The following is a 19,694-nucleotide window of genomic DNA, read 5'->3' as shown; positions in this document are numbered from 1 at the left end:
CAAGGCATTGAAACGGTATGGGTCAACGGGGTGTTGTCGTTCAGTCAGAGGCCCCGCACTGGTGAGCGGGGCGGGCGATTCCTTCGGCGTGGGGACTCGTTCACAGATGACTCGTTCGAGAGTTGAATGTCCTGAACGTGTTGTGCAGGCGCGTTACTAGACCACCTTCAGCTTGGCAACGCTCTTGCCATCGCCCACTCGACCGAAGTTAAGGGCTGCGTAAATCGCAGACCAGTTTCCAGGAGCACAGGTAATACACCCATCGGATTCACGCCCAGGGTGAATGTACCTGTCGCCCTGATGCCCGATTCGAAACCACACGGTAGCAAATTCGCCGTAAGGCAGCCCCAGGTCATGGGGAAAGTCAGCGATCTCGACATCGTGCGTGCCTTTGGGAGGCGGGGAGGTTGATTTGGTCCTGGCGGGAAACGGTCCCACCGACTTCGAGGTTCCTCCCTCAGCCCAAGTCACTGTGACGCGTCGATCGTAGGTTTTTCCGTCGATGACCACTGGACTGGTTGCGACATCAAACAGCACTTCCACGCTGGATTTGCGCTCTGCCGTTTCCTTGAGGTTGCCCTGTTTGATATCGAATGTGTTGTTGGCATAGATGCCTTCATTGATTACACCGAAATCCCGACCATCCACCTGAGAGGTCACGGTGACGGCTATCCCGGATGGCAACGATGTCCGAGTGCCGGACATGTTGACGCCCATCCAGCCATCTGTCGTGGCCGGTATGAACTTTTTCAGTGCTAGCAGGCTGGCAGGTTGTGAAGAGGCCTGCTCGGGTATCTCCCCTCTCAACAGACGGCCCTGGAGCCTGTCGACCGTTTCCTGCAGATCCGTCAACTGTTGCTTGAGCCGTTGGAGCTCCCCCGAGTCGGTGGACTTGCTTGCTTGGCTTTCAGTCTTGGGGCTTCGATGCTTTGGCATATTTTTCCTCACTTAAGGCCGAGTGGGTGTTTTCTCTCACGAACTTGAAGGCACGTGCGTAGTGGGCCAGTCGACTTCGGGATCGTCCGGCAACCATGTTCCACCGACGGCGTTGATCTTTTGCACCGCATAGCGTCGTGAAGCTTCGAGAGTGCCTGGGGAAAAAGTCTGCCAGTGATAGACCGCCCGACGGCGCACGATGCCGTCCAGCAGATCGCGTGGGTCGACCAGTTCGATGTCTGTTGGGGCCGGGCCGTCGGCATACAAGGAGACGCCGACGTTGATCCCTTTCGGTGTCCATTTGGTATCGCTCATCGCATTGGTGTCCCAACCGTCAAGGGTCAGCAGCGCGAAGCTGGCTGGGTTCGGCGTGAGTTCAGGGGTGGCGAGCATGCTGAAGGACAGGCTTGCCAGAGGACGACTACCGTCCGTGTCTTCGACCAATACCACGCGAAGCATGAGGATATCGCCAGCCTGCAGGGCAGGCGAGGACTCTGGTTGCTCTTTGATCTGCGATAGACGATCGGTTTCGATGGAGAACGTGAGGGTGTCGACCGAGCGATCATGATTGAGCTTGAGCATGAACGCCATGCTGTCGGCATCGTAGATTGCTCCGATAATGGCCGGGTTGTTTGCATCGGTTTGGAACAAGCGCGTAGCGTCCGGTTCGTTGATGCGGATACGTTCCAGATGAAGTTTGACGCACTGTAGCGGTGCCCCTTCAGTTGCAGTCGGCGGGTAGCCAGCAACCTCTTCGCTTTTGAAGGTGACGCTTTGAAATAGAGGCGCAACTTTGTCCCCAGGCGTCGCAGACCGAATTGCCAGGGCAGCTTCGATACGTTCGCCGGGTGCGAGTTTGGAAAGGTCTGCCGCCAAAACGATATCGTTGCGCGGGTTAGCGGGCGAAGTTTGTCGGCTCACTTGCGCGAGTGAGGTCAGGCGGTCGTTGTATTCCGGGTCGTCGAACCGAACATACACAGGCGTTTCGACCTCGCCTTGCGCTGTTGCGCCGGTCATTAGTGCGAAGCGTGCGCGGCGATGCAGCCGGAACCCGCTGGCCTGCGTCTCGATACTCAGCAGCAATTCAAGCAAAACCGGTGTTCCCGGTGGTGAGCTGCGGACCGCTTCCAGGGCAGTGGCCCCCGTGAGGGTGTTTGTGAACCCCTGCAGGACCACCGGCTGTGCCTGTGAGTCGCTGGCCCTCGGTAGCGGTGGCAGGTTGGCTTTGACGATCGTATAGCGGTTGGCTCCGATCACCAAGGCCGCCATCTCGATCGACCAAGCCTCATTGGGCACTTCCCCATAATCCTCCATGGTCTTGAGCGTGATCGAACCTGCCCAGTCGCCCCGCAGAATACCTTTGGCTGGCGCGTTCATCTGGATCTTCGATGCCCAGCGCGAACGCGGAGCGCGGTTCAGGCCCGGCGGCTCGCTACTTACGCCGACTCTGGACACGCGTTCACCATGCACCAGCACGGATTGCGCCGTGCCCACGACGACATGGCCGAGCTCGTGGGAGCTGGCACGTGGCCGATCATTGGTTGCGAGCAGGGGTGGCCTGGGCTGCCGAGTGTGCACCGGCAGTTCACTGGCCCGAGCGCGTTTATGGACTTGCAGAGTGCTTTCTTCCAGGGAAAGACCCATGCGCGACGCCGACCAGGAGCCCGGGCGAAGCGAAATACGGGTGGTGCTCGAGAAGGCCGGGGCAAAGCCCCGTTCTGTACCCTCGGACTTCACCTCTGGGGGCGTACCCGTTGCATGTGATGCAGGCAACAGGCCGCGGGGTGTTGCCGCACCAAAACCTGATGGCAAAGCGAAAGTCAGCTCATAGGGCCCTTTGTCTGGGGCCAATGCAAAAGGACGCAAAGCAACCGTTTCCCGGTCAGCGAGCCAATAGGTTTTACCTGCCTCGCAGGACAGCAATGCGTGTGCTCCTTCGCTCAAGGTCCAGCTTGTTTCCACCCCCGTCGCCGTAAGACGCGGTGTCCAGGACGCATCGGGCCCGGATGGGAGCGGGTCGCTCGCCAGAAGCGCCGGTCGGACCCGCAGCGGAGAGTAGCCTGTAAACAGGCGCTCACTGGCAGGCGCCACTGGCCCGGCCTCGAGCTGCGCTTGTGGCTGCGGCGCCGCAATGTCGACCAACGCTCGGTGGGACTGGAGAGCATCGTCGGCAGGGTCGTTAGATCTAAGCAGGTAAGTGCGCGGGAGGGGGATATCGGGTAGCAGGCCGAAATCCTGCCTGCGGATCATCAGCAGGGCCTGGCTGGCCCAGGGCGCGCTCAACTGCTGGGCCCGCCTGGCCCAGAGCAGGACTTTTTCGCGTAACACCTGCTCTGTAGTCTCGCTGTCAATCTGCAACGCTCGCGTCGCCACACTGATGATGCTCCGCCTGTCCCTGGAGATGGCTTCGACCTGCAGGATAAAGGGGATCTCTGCCTTCGGGGATGTTGCATTCAAGTCTGGTTCGTCGCTCGGCACTACTACAAGATTGGCGGCGGCATTCTCGAGGAAGCGTCGCAGCGCATTGGCATAGACCGATAGCTTGAAGTCAGTACCCCTTTTGAGGTCGTTGTCGTTGGCATCCTTCAAGCTAGCGAAGAAGTCGGCGGCCTCGATGCGCTGCGAACCGGCGAAGCCGAAGGCCAACGGATGCGTGTCGGCTGCTGCGCCCGCGTTGTTGTCAGCAAAGAGACTGGAGAGGATGAAAGCCGTTCCGGCAGTGGGCAGTTCACCGTCGGGCAGGGCACCACCGGGGCTCCGCACCAGTGGCTGGAACACCGCCCGGTGCGCCTTGTCAGCGTTGAACGCGGTGACTGCGCTGGCGCGATCGGCAACGGCGCGGCTGGTCAAGGGCGATCGTGCCAGCTTGCTCAGCGCGGCTTCGATGGTGGGAAATCGATGGGCCTCATAAGCGTCGCTGTCCGGCAGCCAGCGCGTGGTGTGTTTTCCGGCTTCCAGCCGCGACGCGAGCATGCGCTCCAGGGCAGGAGATGCCGCGAGTGGCGCGGGGCCTCTGGCCCACAAACCGAACCCTGGCAGCCCCAGCAGCAAGGGGGCGGCTACACTTTTGGCCAGCGTTGCGGTGTCTGGACTTGAGCGGTCGAAGGCAAGCAGGACGTGGTTGGAAAACTCGATCGCCAGCGCTTCACAGGTAGAGACGGCTGCCTTGACACCTGCGGCGAGCGGCCCGGCGAGACCGCCGCAATCAACCACGGCGGCGTGGTAAACATGGGGAGCAGCCCTCAGGCGCTTGGCAAGGTCACCGACCAGTGGCGCGAAGCCGGTACGCGAGAGCCTGATCTCCGAAGGCAATGCCGGCGCTATCCGCTCCGACAGTGCAGCCGCGAAAACCTCTGCCGAGGATAGCCAGACGACCTGATAGACCTTCCAGCACATCTCAAGCGGCTCATGACCATCTTTGGTTACCCGCGAAAGCTTGTGGTGCACTTCGATCATCAAGGGTAGGCGTCGCTGCTCCGCATCGTGTTTGTTGAGGCTATCGGGCGAGATCGCCTGACCGTCGAACACCAGCCGGACCTGGTGTTGGAAGCTGCCGTTGTCGACGGCGAAATCCGCCGAACGCCCACCGCGCTCGGCTTGTTCCTTGATCACCGGCCAACTCAGTGCGTTATTCAGCTCGAGCTCGCCGTGCAGCCGATAGCCAAGTGACGGGATTGCCCCCTGTTGGTGAGCGTCGAGACTGTCAAGGCTCAACTCGATGCCGGCCCTGCGTACACCCTTGAAGGTAAAGTTTGCACGCAAGCGTCTGTCCAGGACTTTGAAGCCGGGCAGACCGTCTGTACCCTTCACCGGGATGAGCGCCGCCAGAGCTGTGCCGACTGCATGCTTAAGGGTGAAACCACCGAATAATCTGACCTTCTTGTTCTTGATCTTCTTCGCCACCCAGCGCAGTGTCAGCACGCTTTGATCAAGCACAAGGTCGCTCTGGACCGATACATCGGCTGCTACCGTCGTCTTGTCGGAGAACTCATGGACCAGACCGGACGCCGTGGAGGATTGACTGACCAGGTCGTAGATGATTTCACCTTTGAGGCTAGCGCCAGGTTCTCCGAGAAGGAGGCTGTAGTGGAGGGTGGCCGAGGCGCCAGTGGTTGGAACAATATTGTTGTCCGCGTCATATTCTGCCGCTGGCAGCGTCGCGGCCAGCCTGGTCGGGGTGAGTTGGTCCATCAGGTATCGCGACGATTGAGGGCCTGACTCAATGATCAATCCGCGCGCATCATGCTTGAGCGTGCGCTTCACGCTGAACGCCTCACCGCCGACCACGAACTCTATGGTGGCCGTTGTGTTACCGCCCAGCCCAGGTAGGCTATCAAGGATCACCCGTGGCGCGAGGAGGGCGTCTGGGCCTGCAAAAGGGAGTTCGATCTTGCCATCTACCGCCAGTGTTGCTTTGTACTGGTTGCCGTGGCCAGTGAATTCCAGCGTCAATGCGACCTTTCCCCGGGCCGCCGGAAGGGCTTTGGAAACCGGCACGCGCAGGCGCCCCAGGATCTGGATCCTGGTCGGCAGGGCAGTGCCGATCTGCACAACTTGCTTCAGCTCCATCGCTTCGAAAACGAGACCGTCGACGATGATTGAAGCGTCACGCAAGTCCTTGTAGGCCAACGACCAGCGAAAGCCCGCAAGATGATTGTTTTTCCGGCTGGCGCTGTTGGCGCGCTGCACCGAGTCCGCGGTGCCAGTGCCGAACCAGTCCAGGAAGTTCGTTTCTTCGCCGGACCCCGTTACGACGGGAACGTCTGCGCACCAAAAACTTGCCTTGCCAGCGTTGATCACGACGATGGGATCGATCAGGGTCATGAGCCTTACAGGTTCCTTTTCCCCTGCGTTATTTTTGTCGGGCCCTTGTGCATTGTCTTTGACGGTTCGTATGAGCACTTCGCCGGGGATTGCCGGTTCGGATGAGAGTCCGTATTGGTCGATGAAGCCGCCATCGCGACGGCGGAACAGGTCGGCCACGCCGAATCGCAGCTCAATCTTCTCTGAATCGCGCAAAAAGCTGCCCTCCAGACCAACCAGATCGTTGTACGCAGGCAATCCTGCAAACTGCCATGGAGTTTTAGAGGCGCTCGCCAGATTGAATTGATAGCGGCCAATTGATGTCAGCTTTTTCTTCGCAACCGTCACCTCGGCCGCGACCGACGGTGGTTGGCTCAGCGGGTAGCTCATCTCGCCGAAGACGCCTTCGAGGGTCCATTTATCCTTCGAAAGCCTGCGAAGCAGCGTCCGACCATCGAGGGCGGCGAGGGCCGCCCGACGGTTCAGGTCGAGACGCACCCGGTCCCAACCATTGGTCGAGGTGATGTAATCGAGTTGATTGGGATCGGCATTATCGACTTTCAGCCTGCAACTGGGGCCGTTGCCTTCCAGAGGGGTGAAACACGCCTCACTGACCGGCGGCAATGTTCCATTGTGACCGGCAAGATCAGGGGCGGGAGCCGGTGGTGCCGATGCCAGGGCATAGCGTTCGTCACGCAGTGCAAGATCGTGCCGGAAGAAGGCGCACACCCCGGTGGTATCGTAATTGCCCCAGCCGGCTCCAAGCTCCAGCCCTGTTGGCTCCCGTTCGCCGACTTGCAGCGATACGCTTGGCAACGTTGTGACCGCCATGGCGATCTCGTCAAACCAGGGTTGCGTCTTCATGAGCGGTGCAAGCGGGCGTGTCAGGGTTGCGGTTTTGAAGGCGCCGAGCTGGGTCCACTCCCCCTTGATGGTGATTGCCATCGTGGGGGTATCGAATGCCAGGGGCGCCTCATACCTCAAGCGGGCGGCCAGCGGACGCTCGTTGACGACCAGCGGGGCCAGGGCCCGGACGCCGGAGGGTAGTGTCCGTTGCGTCCCGGTGACAGCCAGCGGCAGTGTCTGGATAGTCGGCAGGCTTGCGTGGGCCAACCACATCCAGGGTTGCAGGCTACCAGGCCAGTCCTGGTCCCGAGGCCGAACGTCCAGGTGTGTCGTCAGCGTGACTGTTGCCCCCGACGCGACTTGAGCTTGCCCACTGTCATTGGCGTTGATCTTGAAACCTGACAGTGAGGCTTCGAGACGGATCGCAGGTCCCGCGAGGGTCCGCCCCTGTTGCCACAGCTGCGCCTCGATGCCCCTGAGCAGGCTCGCGGATACGGCTCGCAGGCCAATAGTGCGCAGCGCACGCTCGGCGTGATCGGGCAGCAGACGTTCGGAGGTCTGGGCAAAGGGCGTCACAAGAAAAAGGTTATCGAACGACGCAGTGGCTCCGGACACATTCACTTGGGCGCTGACCACTACGCTGCTTTCGATATGGATGGCAAGTCTGGCGGTGCAGGCGGTCGCCGAGCCCAGGCTCAAACCCCAGATACGTTGTGCCGGGTCATGATGGCGGCGCTCCGGACGATTGCCGAAGGTTAGTGCACCCGACAGCCCGCTGGGCATTGAAAGCTCTGGCGCTGCGGATTGCGGTTCCGCCCTCTGCCCAAGGGCAGTCAGCAACGTCGCGAGATTACCGGCGATGGCGTTGGGCAGTGGCCAATGCAGCCAGCCTCCGGTAATCGGCGTAAAGGCCCACAGAAGGTCCAGCGGCATATGCGCGACGGGAGGCGACAGGCCCGCCGCCTGGCGGACTGTCTGCGCCGTTTCGATGATTGGCAGGGCCAGCGTTATTTCTGGTGTCTCCTGCGATGCGGCGCGTTGGCGGAAACTGAAGCTCTCGCCCTTGTCCTTCGAAAAGTCGTAGAGGGCCACGATGCCCTCGGCGGTGGCGGGGTCGCCGACGGTGACCGACAGGTCGAAACGACCTGATCCCTTGGGACCGGGTACGCACCGGACACCGTTTGCCTGGATGGTCAGCGTCGAGAGGGCGCCTGCACCGTCGGGCTGATCGGAGAGCCGAATGTCGAGCCCTGGGCAGGTGATCGTCAGGGGCTGGCCGATGCGGCCAAGCAGCGGGCCTTCAGCCTGCGCTTCCTGCCAGAACAGGTGTTCGGGCAGGACAGGAGCGTTGGGTGCGACCTGCAGCCAGTTAGGCCGGCCAGGCGCCTCGTCGCTGCGGCGCAGTATGGCTTCCAGCTGCCGGGTCGTGTCCTTCCAGGGATCGTAGCCGGTCTGCGGATCGATCCATGGAGTGAGACCGCGTACCGATCCACCCGTGTCCGGATCGACTCGCACGGTAGCCTTGAACCAACCGCTTACCTTGAGTGGGCTCTTGTCCTTGTCGCTCATCCACGGAATGGCTCGGCACCCTGTCAGGCAGAACCCGTCGGGTAGGAGCACGATCTGGTTCCAGTGCTCCGGCGGGACCGCTGAGGACGGCTCAGGCGGCTCCAGGCCAAGCTTCAGCCGCAGGTTTTTCATGTAGCTCGCGTCGACAAGGTAACGCAGGCTACCGTGCAGCAACTGCATTGCTGGCAGGAAGGTCCTGGTCATGCCAGCGGGTACCGGTTGGCCACCGAACGGCGCAACAACGAGCGGTGTACTGGCCGTCGGCTTGGCGCCATTGATAAAGCCGAGCTCGGTTAACTTGACCTTGCGCACCGTGTCGTTGTCGTCGACATTTTCGTTCGCGATGGTATCAACAGCCAACAGGCTCATCCGCGTTGCAGAACGGTTGCTGTCGTCGGCCTGGAGCAGGCTGGCGACCTGAGCACGGAGCAGAATGGGCGTTGCGTAGGCGTCAAGGCCACCGAGAGTGTGCGCCGTGCCTTCCTCGAACAGCAAGCGCAGCGCCGGAGTCTGGGCCGGGTCAACCGCCTCGTGCAGCGTGATGCCAAAGGACCAGAGCACTCCCATCAGCCGGATCCTCGGCAGCTCCAGGGTGGTCCATTGACGCGCCGATTCTTGACTGGCCGAACCGCCGTAGTCCTTGGTACGTGGGGTGAAGTGCGGCGGAAACAGTGCTCTGTAGATGTAGGGTTCGGCCACGATTTGTCTCCCTATTCGTCCTGCCAGATCTGGGGCACACCGTTCCCACGGCATACCTGAACGACAGGTGGGCGGTAGGCTACGGATCGATAGGCCGCGGCAGCCAGCTCGGTGCAGAGCGTGTTGGTGGCCAGTAATTTTGTTATCCCCACCTTTCGTTCACCTTCCAGCCTTTCGTTCAGGCTGTTCAATGCATCTGTCGGATCACCGTCCTCGGGATCGAAAGCGTCAATCATGAACAGATGAAAATCGTCGTTCTTCCGCTGATCTTCAGTTATCTGTTCCCAGACAACGCCTGCCGAGGTTTCCTTGCGTCGCCAGACCTGAACGCCCTTCTTGCTCCAGGCGGGGGGAAAGGAAGTCAGAGAGCGAATGCGGGCATCGAACAGGATCGCGAAACTCGCGGTTTCAACCCGCTGGAGCAGTCCGATTGCAGCATCGAAGGCAAGCAACCCGGCGGCGCGACGACGTTCGACATCAAGCACTAGCCGCACGCCAATGAAGAAGTCGTCAGCCGTAATAGGCTCGGCGGGCACCTGCGGGTCTGCGGGGGGTGCGGTGCTGGGTCGTACGAGGTAGCGGCCGCCCATCAGCGGGCTATTCTGCGTCAGTACCGTGGAGGTGGCGTCTTTGATGACCGTCAACCGTACGGCAAGGGGCGCGAGCTGAAGCATGCGCGGAGTGTCGGGCCACTCGTCGGCGGCCAGCAGTACGTCCGGCCACACCTGAGCGAGGGTACGCGGGTGAGCGAGTGGCAGCATCTGCGCAGCTTCAGGTCCCGTGCAGCGGGCACTGAATACCGGCGCAAGGGGAACTCGAACGCGCAGGCCGGTCGGCCAGGTAGCCTGGTCCTCGATGGTGATTGGCAGCTTTTGCAGGTCGCCGCTCAGCCAGTCGAAGCGAAAGGCCGAGGCCGGCTTTACCTGCGAGGTGCTGGCGGACACACAGGACACCTGGACAAGAGGCATCGTGACGCCATCGCTTTGGTCGACGAGGAGCACCCGGGCATGAGGGTCTGGCAGCAGGCCAACGGGCGCTATCCTGTCCCTGGTTTTCACTTCGTAGGCATAGTGGTTTGCAAGTGCGTATGGGTCGAGGCTCTCGATCAGACGTGCGAGCCGTATGCGCAGGACTTCCCCGGTCGGGGCGAGGTGCGGGCGGACTCGGCTGTCGCTCTGCGCAAACCGTGAGGTGCAGGCGCTGGCGAACGCGGTCTTGTGATCATTGACGATGCTCCAGGGCAGCGGCTCCCGGGTCACCACCGCCTTCGACTCAGGCAGGGGGCGCAGGACATCGGGTGCCTGGGCCGGAAGGACGGTGGTCTTTTGGCTGGACCAGATTCGCTCGCCAGCATCGGCGAAGAGCTTGACCGACTGGATGTAGTAGTAGGGCTCGGCACTGACCACATAGCGCGAGGCGCCCCAGCGCGCATCCGGTGTCTGTGCCAGCAAGGTCTGCGCGGACGCGGTGCTGTCGAACGCGATCGCCTCGGCAGTTTCAGCGTCCAGCGGTTCGGGCAATTGGACGGTAATGGGCGTGTGCAAAAGTTCGGCGTTCGTCAAGGTGCACATCCAAGCCTCCTCGGCGAAGCGTCGTGTATAGCTGTACCAGATCGCGCCAAAGCTGATCTTGCGTCTCGTCGGCAGGTTGTTTCCAATCGCCAGGTCCCGTTCGCCGTGAACCACGACCAGATCGTGATAGCGACGCCCGTTCTCACCGGCGCGCGCCCAGGCGTGCAGCAGCTTCGGCGGCTCCAGTTTACGTACGCGAGGGAAGATGACATGGGCGACGTCGCGGTCGCTGGACGGCGGCTTGATCAGAGGTTCGGTGCGTTCCCCGTTCACGATCCCCAGCCAGGAACGCCAGAGCCGTTCGTAACGACCGACCGGTACCACCGCGTAGGCGCGTTCCCCGGCCCATTCCTCATCGAGCAAGCGCGAATGGATCAGCGTGCCACGACCGTCGACGGCAATGCGCAGCGGCAAGAGGCTTTTGGGCTGCGCCGTGCCGATATAGGTGTACTCGTTTTTCGAGTCCAGCGACCAGGCAATGGGTGCCGAGCGGAAGAAGCGCGCGGACCAGATCATGTAGGCGGCCCGCAAGTCATCCATTGAAGCTTCGACGCGGGCCAATTCTCCGCGCCAGGTTGGCATGTTGCCAGGCGTCGATTGGGGGCCGCTTTGCAGTTCTTCGGGAGTGTTCGCGAAGGCGAACTGGAGGTAATCGAGCAAACGCGTCAACGAGGTGCTCCCCTGGTCTACCAGGCGTTGTTTCCAGAGCCTTGGGTCGACAGGGAAGCGACCGAACGGGGAGAGCGTGGTGTCGAGGTTCTTGATCCGACTGGGCAAGAGTGGGAGAGGATAGTTCGCATAGTCTTCGTAAGGCTCGAAAGTGACCCGGGCGATGCGCAGGGCATCGGAAAAGACGGTTTCGTAGTTCTCTTTCCCGTTTTCGAAACGGACAAAGACCACATCTCCTTTTTTGAGCAACGAAGCGTCGTGCTCTATAGCCTTCGCCAGGACAAGCGGCTCTCTGCTGCTATCTTTGAAAACTACCTCACAATCAGCGGATAGCTTCAGGATGGCACCTGACTTCGGTTGCCCCGTGAGGCTGATGACCTCATAAGAAAAGACCTGTAGCGGCTTTTCGTCCTCGCCGGTGAAGGCCCGATCGGGAAGTGGGCGCAGGGACAACTGGATCATCGAAAGCCCGATATTCTCCAGCAATTCAGAATCGGTGCCAGCCCGATAAGCGTGTGGATGCTGGATGGGTAGATCGATGTACAGGTGTTTGCGAAGCTCGATCTCGATGTCGCTTCCCTGTACCCGTTGTGCCTCCTTGATGACCTTGTCGATAGCATTCAGAAGCTCGGTCTTATGAGCCTGGGCATCGAGCAGGATGCCGGTGTAGGGGTCGCGCAGCGTGATGACAGCAGACAGGCCGAGGCGCTCCAGTGCTGCCCAGCCATAGGGGTCGAGCGCTTCGGTATCGGCCATGAGCCATTTCAACGGGTCAGTGATCGCACTGCCTTTGCCGGCGATAACCTGGACCTGGCGCTCGGCTTGCGAGCCCTGTCCGGCCTCATCCACAAGACAGCCCACCAGCACCGCAAGGTATTCGTGAAGCAGGCCATTGGTCGTAACGCGGCCCAGGTCGCGCCATCGGTCAAGTTTTCCAAGGTCTGTCTTTCCGGCGCGCATGGCGGTGAGGAAGATGGGTGTCGGCCAATGGAGTTCCGATTCTGCCCATGAGAACCAGACGGGCCATTGTTCTTTCATGTCGTCGGGCATGACGTCGCGTTGGTGGAGGAAATCCTGGGTCAGGACGAAGAGGGGCGTCTGTGCTTCCCAGTTCGGCACGTCCGACAGGGTTGCGGGCGTCTGCCGTGCCAGGGCAGCGTTGCTTGGCACCAGTTCCGTCACGTGCTTCCATTGAGCGGTGAAGCCGCTGTTGGATTTAAGGTCGGCATTGAGCAGGGATTCGAGTGGGCACTCGAACAGGTTGTAGGCTGCATAGGCCGTCAGTGGACGTTGGGCATTGCCAGAAGACGGTTTGGCGTTCCATGTGATCGAGATCATACGGGCACGTCCGGGTCTGTCCACGAAGACCAGCTGATCCTTCTGTATCCCCATCTCCGTTTGCACCTCTTTCTGCATCACAGGCACCTTGACGCCGGCGACCTGCGCAACAATATCCTCGCACTTGACCTGGGGCAGCCCTGAATCGGCATTAGGAGTAGGCCACTCGAAATGCGGCAGAATCCGCAGTGGGGCGGATTTGCTTTTGGCTGCATCCCGGGTTTCGTTCGCAGCGAGCAGGTGCAGTTGCACCGGTGTCAGGCCGGACAGGCCTGTCGCTTTCGCGAGCCACTCCCCGGCGCGGGTACCGGCATAGGAGGTCGCGCGCACGAACAGTCGCCACGCGCGCCCGCCGTCGACAGCAGCGGATCGCCGTTGAAAGAACCACAATGCGTCCTCACGTTGCGGGCTCTTGTCGGGAAGTGCGATGCCATGATGGTCATAGACATCAAGGCCTTGCAGATCGATGCAACGATCGAGGTCCAGGGTGAGCAGTCGATCAGCCGGTGCGGGCTCGTCAGGGGAGTTGTTGGCGGGCGGTTTCGGCACGCTATAGGAGAAGAATTGCTGGGAGTCAGACGTAAAGCGCAGCAGCGGCTCAGGCAGCACGATGACAATATCGCCTGGCGCCAGCGCCTGCCCGGTGACGCTCATGAGGCCGCGGTCGGTGGTGTCAAGCGCCTCGTCGGGGTAGGCGCCCAGTGGCAGGCCACGCAGGGGGCGCAGGACCAACTGCCAGCCGGCGGTGGCGGCAACGCCTGGGGTGGTGGGCAAGCTGGGCTGCCGCCAGGTGATCGCAGCGCTGATCTGCGCTGGCGCGTTGGCTTTTACCGCTGCGGCATTGAGCAGGCCCATCCTAAGGTGCAGGTCTTCCGGCGGCAGCGGTGTGAGTACCGGCTCGAAGGTCATGACGCTCGAGAAGATTGCGCCCCGTGAGCCCGTCTGGCTGATGGGGACAATGCTGACGCCCACCTGGACCAGGGTCTGGACCCCGGCGAAGCCTTTGGGCAACAGCTGTTGGGTGCTGGTCAGGTACTGATAGGAGGTGCGCCGGTAGGTCGACTTGCTGGCGACGTCGGCCGGACTGACTGTGACGCACTTGAGTGTCGTGCCGCGAGACGCGTCGGAGAAGGTGATCTCGTAGCACCGCAGGTAGGACTCCACGTCCTGTTGGGCACCTTTGGCGAAGGAAGGCGCAGTGCCTGCCCAGTTGATGTCGAACCTGACGCCGATGCTGTCCTCGTCGAAATGAGGATTGATCTGCGGAATGTCCGGTGAGTTGTGTTCGAAGTCGAGGGCGTCGAAGTCGATCACCGGTGCCAGCTCGAAGGTGCCCCAAAGCACAGCATCCGCACCTTTGGGAGTCTTGACGAACTTCAATGTCGGGTACTTCGTTGCAGACGAGGTCTCGGGACGTTTGTTGATCCACTCAGGTTTGCTCTTGGCACGCACACACACAATCATGCCCAGGTGGAACAGCGATGGTTTATCGGGCGGCGGGGAGGGCGAATCCGGGCGGCCCGAGACAAAGCGGGTGGTTTGCGCAATGCGTACCAGGTCATCGTGCAGCGCCTGGAGTAGTAGAGCCTGGTTGCCCATGGCCTGGGCCTTGACCTGGTCGCTTGAGTCGTTGATGGTTTCATCGGGCTCAAGCATCTCGGCGATGAAATCTTCATTGGCGCCAGGTGCATTGTGCGTTGGCGGATGCGATCGCACCTTTTGACTCATCGCAGTCCTGGTGTAAGGCCAGGCCAGCGTGGGTGAATAGTCGGGCCAGTTCAACGGAAATGACTGTTGATCCTTTTCTACCTCGCTCGGGTTCTGGAGGTGCCAGCAGCCGGCAACCAGCTGGTTGAGGCCAAAGGGTGTTTTTTGATCATCGATTGGAATGGCGCACTTGCGCAAACGGATCTCGCATTTCGGTTCTGTGTCGGTGTCCACCCACATCCAAGTGTTTGAAGCCTTATCGAGGATCGGTACGAAAATATCCCCTGACAAGTCGGTGAGATCGAGATAGGCATAAAGATCATCTTGATCGTTGACGGGTGGGTAGAACACCGATTCCACAGGCCCCGGCATGATCCAGACGAACCACATCTGCTGATCATCGTCACGAGCACCGTCCACGTGCACGGTCACAAAGTCATCCCGACGAGGATCCGACGGATCGAGTGGGAGCAGGTCGTCCATTGCCAAAGCTATCCCCGGAGTGACCGTGGCAAACGCCTTCAATGCTTCGGTATTACCCAGACCGACCTTGTCGAACCCCGGCATGGGTGGCGCCTTGCCGGCTTCCAGCAGTGAACCCATGTAGGGGCTGAGTCTGTTTCGGGCCTCATCGAGGCCACTTTCGTTGAGCCCCACCGCCACATGGATCGCCAGCCTGCGTCCGAAGGCGCCAACCAGCACTGTCGCACGGCCACGAAAGCCCATATTGAGCCCTTGTGTGCCCATTTCGAGGGCGACGAGGATCTGCAACTCCAGGGCGAAGCCGATATCGATGCGGATGGAGAAGAACTGGGTCTTGATTCGAAACCACGCGGCAACCGAGAAGCGTACGCAGATGTCGAGCCCGTGAGCGGCATAGACGGCACCCTGGTCAGGCTTTGAGGGGTAGGTCCCGATCAGCATGCGAGTGGCGAACTGGATAATCGCCTGAGCCTCAACCTTGGCGCCGATAAACCCCGCGTCAATCCCGCCAGAAAGGCTCAATTGGCCACGGGCCGAGAAGAAAATGCCCTGGATCATCAGGTCGCGCTCGATGCGCATGAGCACGCCACCCCGGCATTCCAGATTCAGCCCACCGAGCTTGAAGCCGAAGGCCAGCCGGTCCGGCCAACCGAGTTCGGCATGGAACAGGCCAGGCTCGATCAGCAGAGTGGCTTCGAAATGGCTGAGCTTGAGGATGTCTTTGATGACCTCGGGTACTGGCTGGTCCTTTGGCCCCATGTAGGGGTTGGCGCCTTTGGCAACATGCGCAAGGAAGCGGCTCTGGGGGGCTGAATAGATCATGAAGCCTGAAGCCAGTGGGCGCGATCTCATACCCGACTCGTCGCGAAAAAAGTCGTCGACACTGATCGGGTACCAGAGCTTGGCGGCTGTCACCAGGGTGAAGTCGGAGCGGAACGCAGCGATGACCTGGGCGACGAGGGTTTGCACCTTCTTCTCGGTAACCGCTTGGTAGGCCAGCGGGCTGCTCTGGCCGGTGCCGACGGTGAAGACAGCGTCCATCGCGATGGTCCAGGGCGTGCCGTTGCCTGACAGGTCAGTGATCCAGCTATCGATCCGTGCTAGCGACTGGTAGCGGTCCAGTGCCTTGAGCATTGCCTGCAATAGCTCGCGGATCGTTTGGCGCTCGCGGAACTCCTTGACCAGCGTGATGGTGTAGCGATAACCGAAACCCAGGCCGATCTGGCGCAGGTAGAGCGGCAGCGGCGCGATCTGATAGCTGATCTTCGAGGCCTCGATGGCGATGAACCAGGCGCGCTTCCAGTCGGCGCGCTCATCCTCGCGTACCTTGACGAAGGCAATGGCCGCCGAGAGCTCCGGGAAACCGGGTATCTGTACGGTCCCTTCCCCGGCGAAACCTTCTTGGGTCGTGCTGTCGTAACGGTCTACGCGACCGGCGATGCGAAAACCCTCTGGCGACGAAATATCGACCCGTAATCCATCGAAGTAGATCTGCGGCAAGCCTTTGCCACCGGCTGGCATCCCGATGTACATGGCATGGAAGTCCAGCTTGGCTGACAGGATGTCGCCGATATCGGCAAATTCGCATTGGCCACCGATGATGATTGCCGCGGTCGGGTCCTTGAAGCCAGCGAACTTCGGATGGAAGCCGATGGAGCGGACCGTCATGCGGAATAGCTTGAACACCTCGAAGGTCTTGGGTTGCTTGAGCTCAACCACCAACTGCACATTTTCGATGAAGCTGTCCGAAAGCGGAGCGCGGATGAACTCGATGCGGATCGACCTGAAATCTGCCAGCAGCCCGGTGGTGAACTCGTTTTCGTCGGGGCTGAAGCAGGCGGAACCGGTGATCTCGAAGTAGAAACTCCGGTCGCCGTCGGCGCCGCTGCTGTAGTGCAGGCCAAGTTGTTCAAGCTCGAACTTGAAGCGCGTGCCACGGGAGAGAATCGGCTGGCCCTTGTTGCCTAGTGTGCAATCGAGGTCGGCAAGCTCAATTGAGTTGCCTGTCTGTTTCAATGCCAGTATCAGCTTGATCGGCGTGTTATCGAGAATATCGGGTAACGCACCGTCACCGTGGATGGTCAGGTAATCGAGCTTGCTGGCGCGAATTCTCAGACTGGCCTGCTCCAGCGCGAACGACTTGCTCAACCCCTTCAGGCGCAGAGGGCCAGGGATCAGTGCGGCCTCCAGGTCCAGGCCGCCGGGCCCTAGGCAGAAGCTATCGACTCGGAAGGCAAGGCTGTCGCCCCCGAGGTTGTCGTATCGAATCACCAAGTCGCAGTCGTCGAGCAACGTCAGCATGAAGCGGCCGCCGTCGAGGGTCAGCTTGAAGACGTCCATCCTCTTGGGTATTTCTGGGGTGGGAGGTGGCGCAGGCTCTTGATGCTTCGGCTTGCGTCTGAGCGCTGTGAGTTTCAGGCCGAAGAGCGTGATTTCCGTGCTGAACTCGAAATCGTCGGGCGCGGCGTCCAACGGCGCGGTCAAGGCCCAGGGGGGAGTGGTATCGTCACACTCGATGCGAAACGCCAGCTGCGCATCGTCGGCCACGCAGAGTGACAGGTCACGTGGATCGAAGCGCAGGATCACTCTGCCGGATACCAAAAAATCCGAGCCGAGGCGGAATGTCAGTTCGATTTGCAGGTCGAACCCCGTCACCCCCTGCGGTTGGCAGATACTGGCGATTCGGAACGACACCTTTTGATCCGCGTCGGCAGCGGTGCCGAACATCTTAAAGAGCTGCTCACTGGCAGCGATCTTGACTCCCAGCCGCCAGCCATCGGAGGTAAACGAGGGCGACTGAAACGCGTCGAAGGCCAAAAGTGCCGCTGGCATACGGATTTTGGCCGGTCCAGGACAGCCGGGATCGGTTCCCGTTGGCGAAGGCTCCTGGAAGTTATCAAGCAGCGATACGAGTGGAGCAGCGTCTGGTGGAACAACCTGAAGGAAGCGGGGCACACTGCCGACACGCCAACCGAGTGTGCGGATCGCCAGGGGCGTAGCACCGGCATGGCCCAGCGCAACAGTGAGATAGGGTTGGTCGCCCTGACCTGAAGTGTCTGTCATCGGACCGGTTTCTGCCACCTGACGGGTTTCGTTGCCGGCTCGGTCAGTCAGTGAGAATCCGAGGCGGGCGACAGCGATAGCGGGCAACGCTTGTGTGGGATCGGAAGTCCATGTCGGGAAGAACACCAGATGACTGACACTACCACCCTTGTCCTGCTCGGCCCCCAGAACAATCGCCTGCTCGACCGGTCGCGCGATGGTCAGCTCCAGGGCCGCCAGCCGGTGGCGCACAGCTTGCGGTGGCGGTGTGTCGTCGACACCAGTCGAACCTTGTTCCAGAGGAATCGGGAATGCAATCATCTGCCCTGTGGTAGGCAGATTCAGGCACCCGTTTTTTATGGAGGATGCCAGTGGAGCAACCTGTTGTGCCAAAACCGTGAGGGGCGCGTTGACCGATTTCCAGTCGAGCCGCAATTGTCGGTCGCTGCCTGAACTGATGATCTCCAGTGCAAAGAGGGTTTGCGCCTCGTCAGCCCCTAGCGAGCCAGCAGGCTCGTCACCCAGCAGGTCATGGGCCAGCGCCTTGAGAAAGCGCGCGCCGGCTTGACGCCAGGCCAGGAATAGCCGCGGCCCTTCACTGAAGTCACCTTCCAGGAAGGTCATGCCGTAGTCGTTGGGGGTTCCGCTGACGGGGGGCGGGGCTGCCTTCAGATCCGCGGCGAAACTCAGAGCTGGGACTTTGAAATTGCTGTATGCACTCGCAAAGGGCTCCGGAACGTCTTCGAACAGAGCCGGGCCGGCGAGCAGCGTATCGGTCATCACCTTGGCGTCGCGAACCAGCAGGCGCAGGTCCGTCGTGTGCATGGCACTCTTGCCACCGCCCTTGAGCGCGCTTGAAATCTGCAGGTCACCGATCTCCAGCAGCAGCTCGAAACAGCCGCTGAAGCCACCTTGTGGACGATTCTTGGCGAAATAGCCGAGGCGGACCCGCCAACAGGCCGCGCTGAGCGTGAGTACATCGAACGGCAGGGCGAAGTCGCAACGCTTGACTGCTTCTTGCGGATTTCGTGGGTAATACTTCTCGAATACGGTCACCACCAGCTTGTATTGGCCAGTGCTGTCCCACTCGAGGTTCAAAGCGCCGCCCACGTCGAACTGCGAACCGCTCCAGGTCACGAAGAAGTTCGTCGCGGCGACACTGATCGTATAGGTGTCCGCGGTGTTCGGATGCACGCGCAGGTACTTGTACTGTGCATCGATACCCAGTGGCATACTCAGGTTTACAGGCCGGTCCAGAGTCCAGTTGGGCAATGAAAGCTGGATTTCGTCTGGCAGCTTGAAGTTAGTCAGTTTTGCGAACCAGTTGGTCAGTCCGTCGAAGTGGAACAAGGAATCGGCGCTTTCGAACAGGCTCAGACTGGCCCAGTCCATGGACAACCCGAAGGTGGGAACATCGATCTTCAATTGCAGGTTGGGGATACCGAGCTCGCCCATGTTGGGAAGTACGGCGGCCAGGTACGTGCAGATTTCAGCTTCGACAGTGGCGTCGGCTTCGATCTTGACGCTCGATGTTGAGTCAACCCCGCCGGCGCCTGCCTTAGCCTGGATCGCCCAGCAGGCGATGAGGCTGAAGCAGGGTGCCTGCACGCTCCAGTCGCCGCCAGGTGGCCGGGGGCGCAGCACCACCTTGATCGAGGCCAGGGTGGCGCTGCCGGCGGCATGGAACGACAGGCCGGCGATGCCAAGTTCGCGTATTTCCGCTGGATCGGCACCACCCTGGGGGTTGTTGAAGTCGAGCTCCAGGGTGACGACCCGGGTGAGATTGTCGTACGTAAAACCTGCGTTGAGGTCGTCGCCCGTCACCGCAAACGACACGGAAGAACGCTGCGTTCCATCCTTATCAGCCACCGAAAAGGCAATCCGTTGGTTGCCGCCAGGATCTTGCACCTCGATCTTCAGGCTCAAGCGAGCCCAGGTATTGCCAATCAAAACATCCGCAGGTGAGCTGAAGAGTGCTTCCATGGTCTGTGCATTCGTCGAGTGGTTAGGCGCCCTGAGAGATCAGGGCTG

The 19,694-nt window shown here is 60.8% G+C and carries 3 protein-coding genes; all 3 read right to left on the bottom strand.

Annotated features, from left to right (window positions below; all coding sequences use genetic code 11):
* Positions 1-156: 156 nt before the first annotated feature.
* The 3 genes from AC1D1M_RS00855 to AC1D1M_RS00845 are packed head-to-tail and all read right to left on the bottom strand — an operon-like array spanning position 157 to position 19,646.
* Positions 157-936 (bottom strand): hypothetical protein, encoded by a 780-nt coding sequence (locus tag AC1D1M_RS00855; protein WP_477762218.1) that lies wholly within the window; start codon positions 934-936, stop codon positions 157-159.
* Positions 937-972: 36 nt separating this feature from the next.
* Entirely contained in the window at positions 973-8,853 is a 7,881-nt protein-coding gene (locus AC1D1M_RS00850; RefSeq protein ID WP_477762217.1) for a hypothetical protein, read from the bottom strand.
* An 11-nt stretch (positions 8,854-8,864) separates the two neighbouring features.
* Positions 8,865-19,646: a hypothetical protein gene (locus AC1D1M_RS00845; protein WP_477762216.1), complete on the bottom strand. Its 10,782-nt coding sequence runs from the start codon at positions 19,644-19,646 to the stop codon at positions 8,865-8,867.
* Positions 19,647-19,694: the final 48 nt, after the last annotated feature.

This window comes from Pseudomonas sp. P1_F7, assembly GCF_056405655.1.
This window is presented reverse-complemented; position numbering and strand designations above follow the sequence as displayed.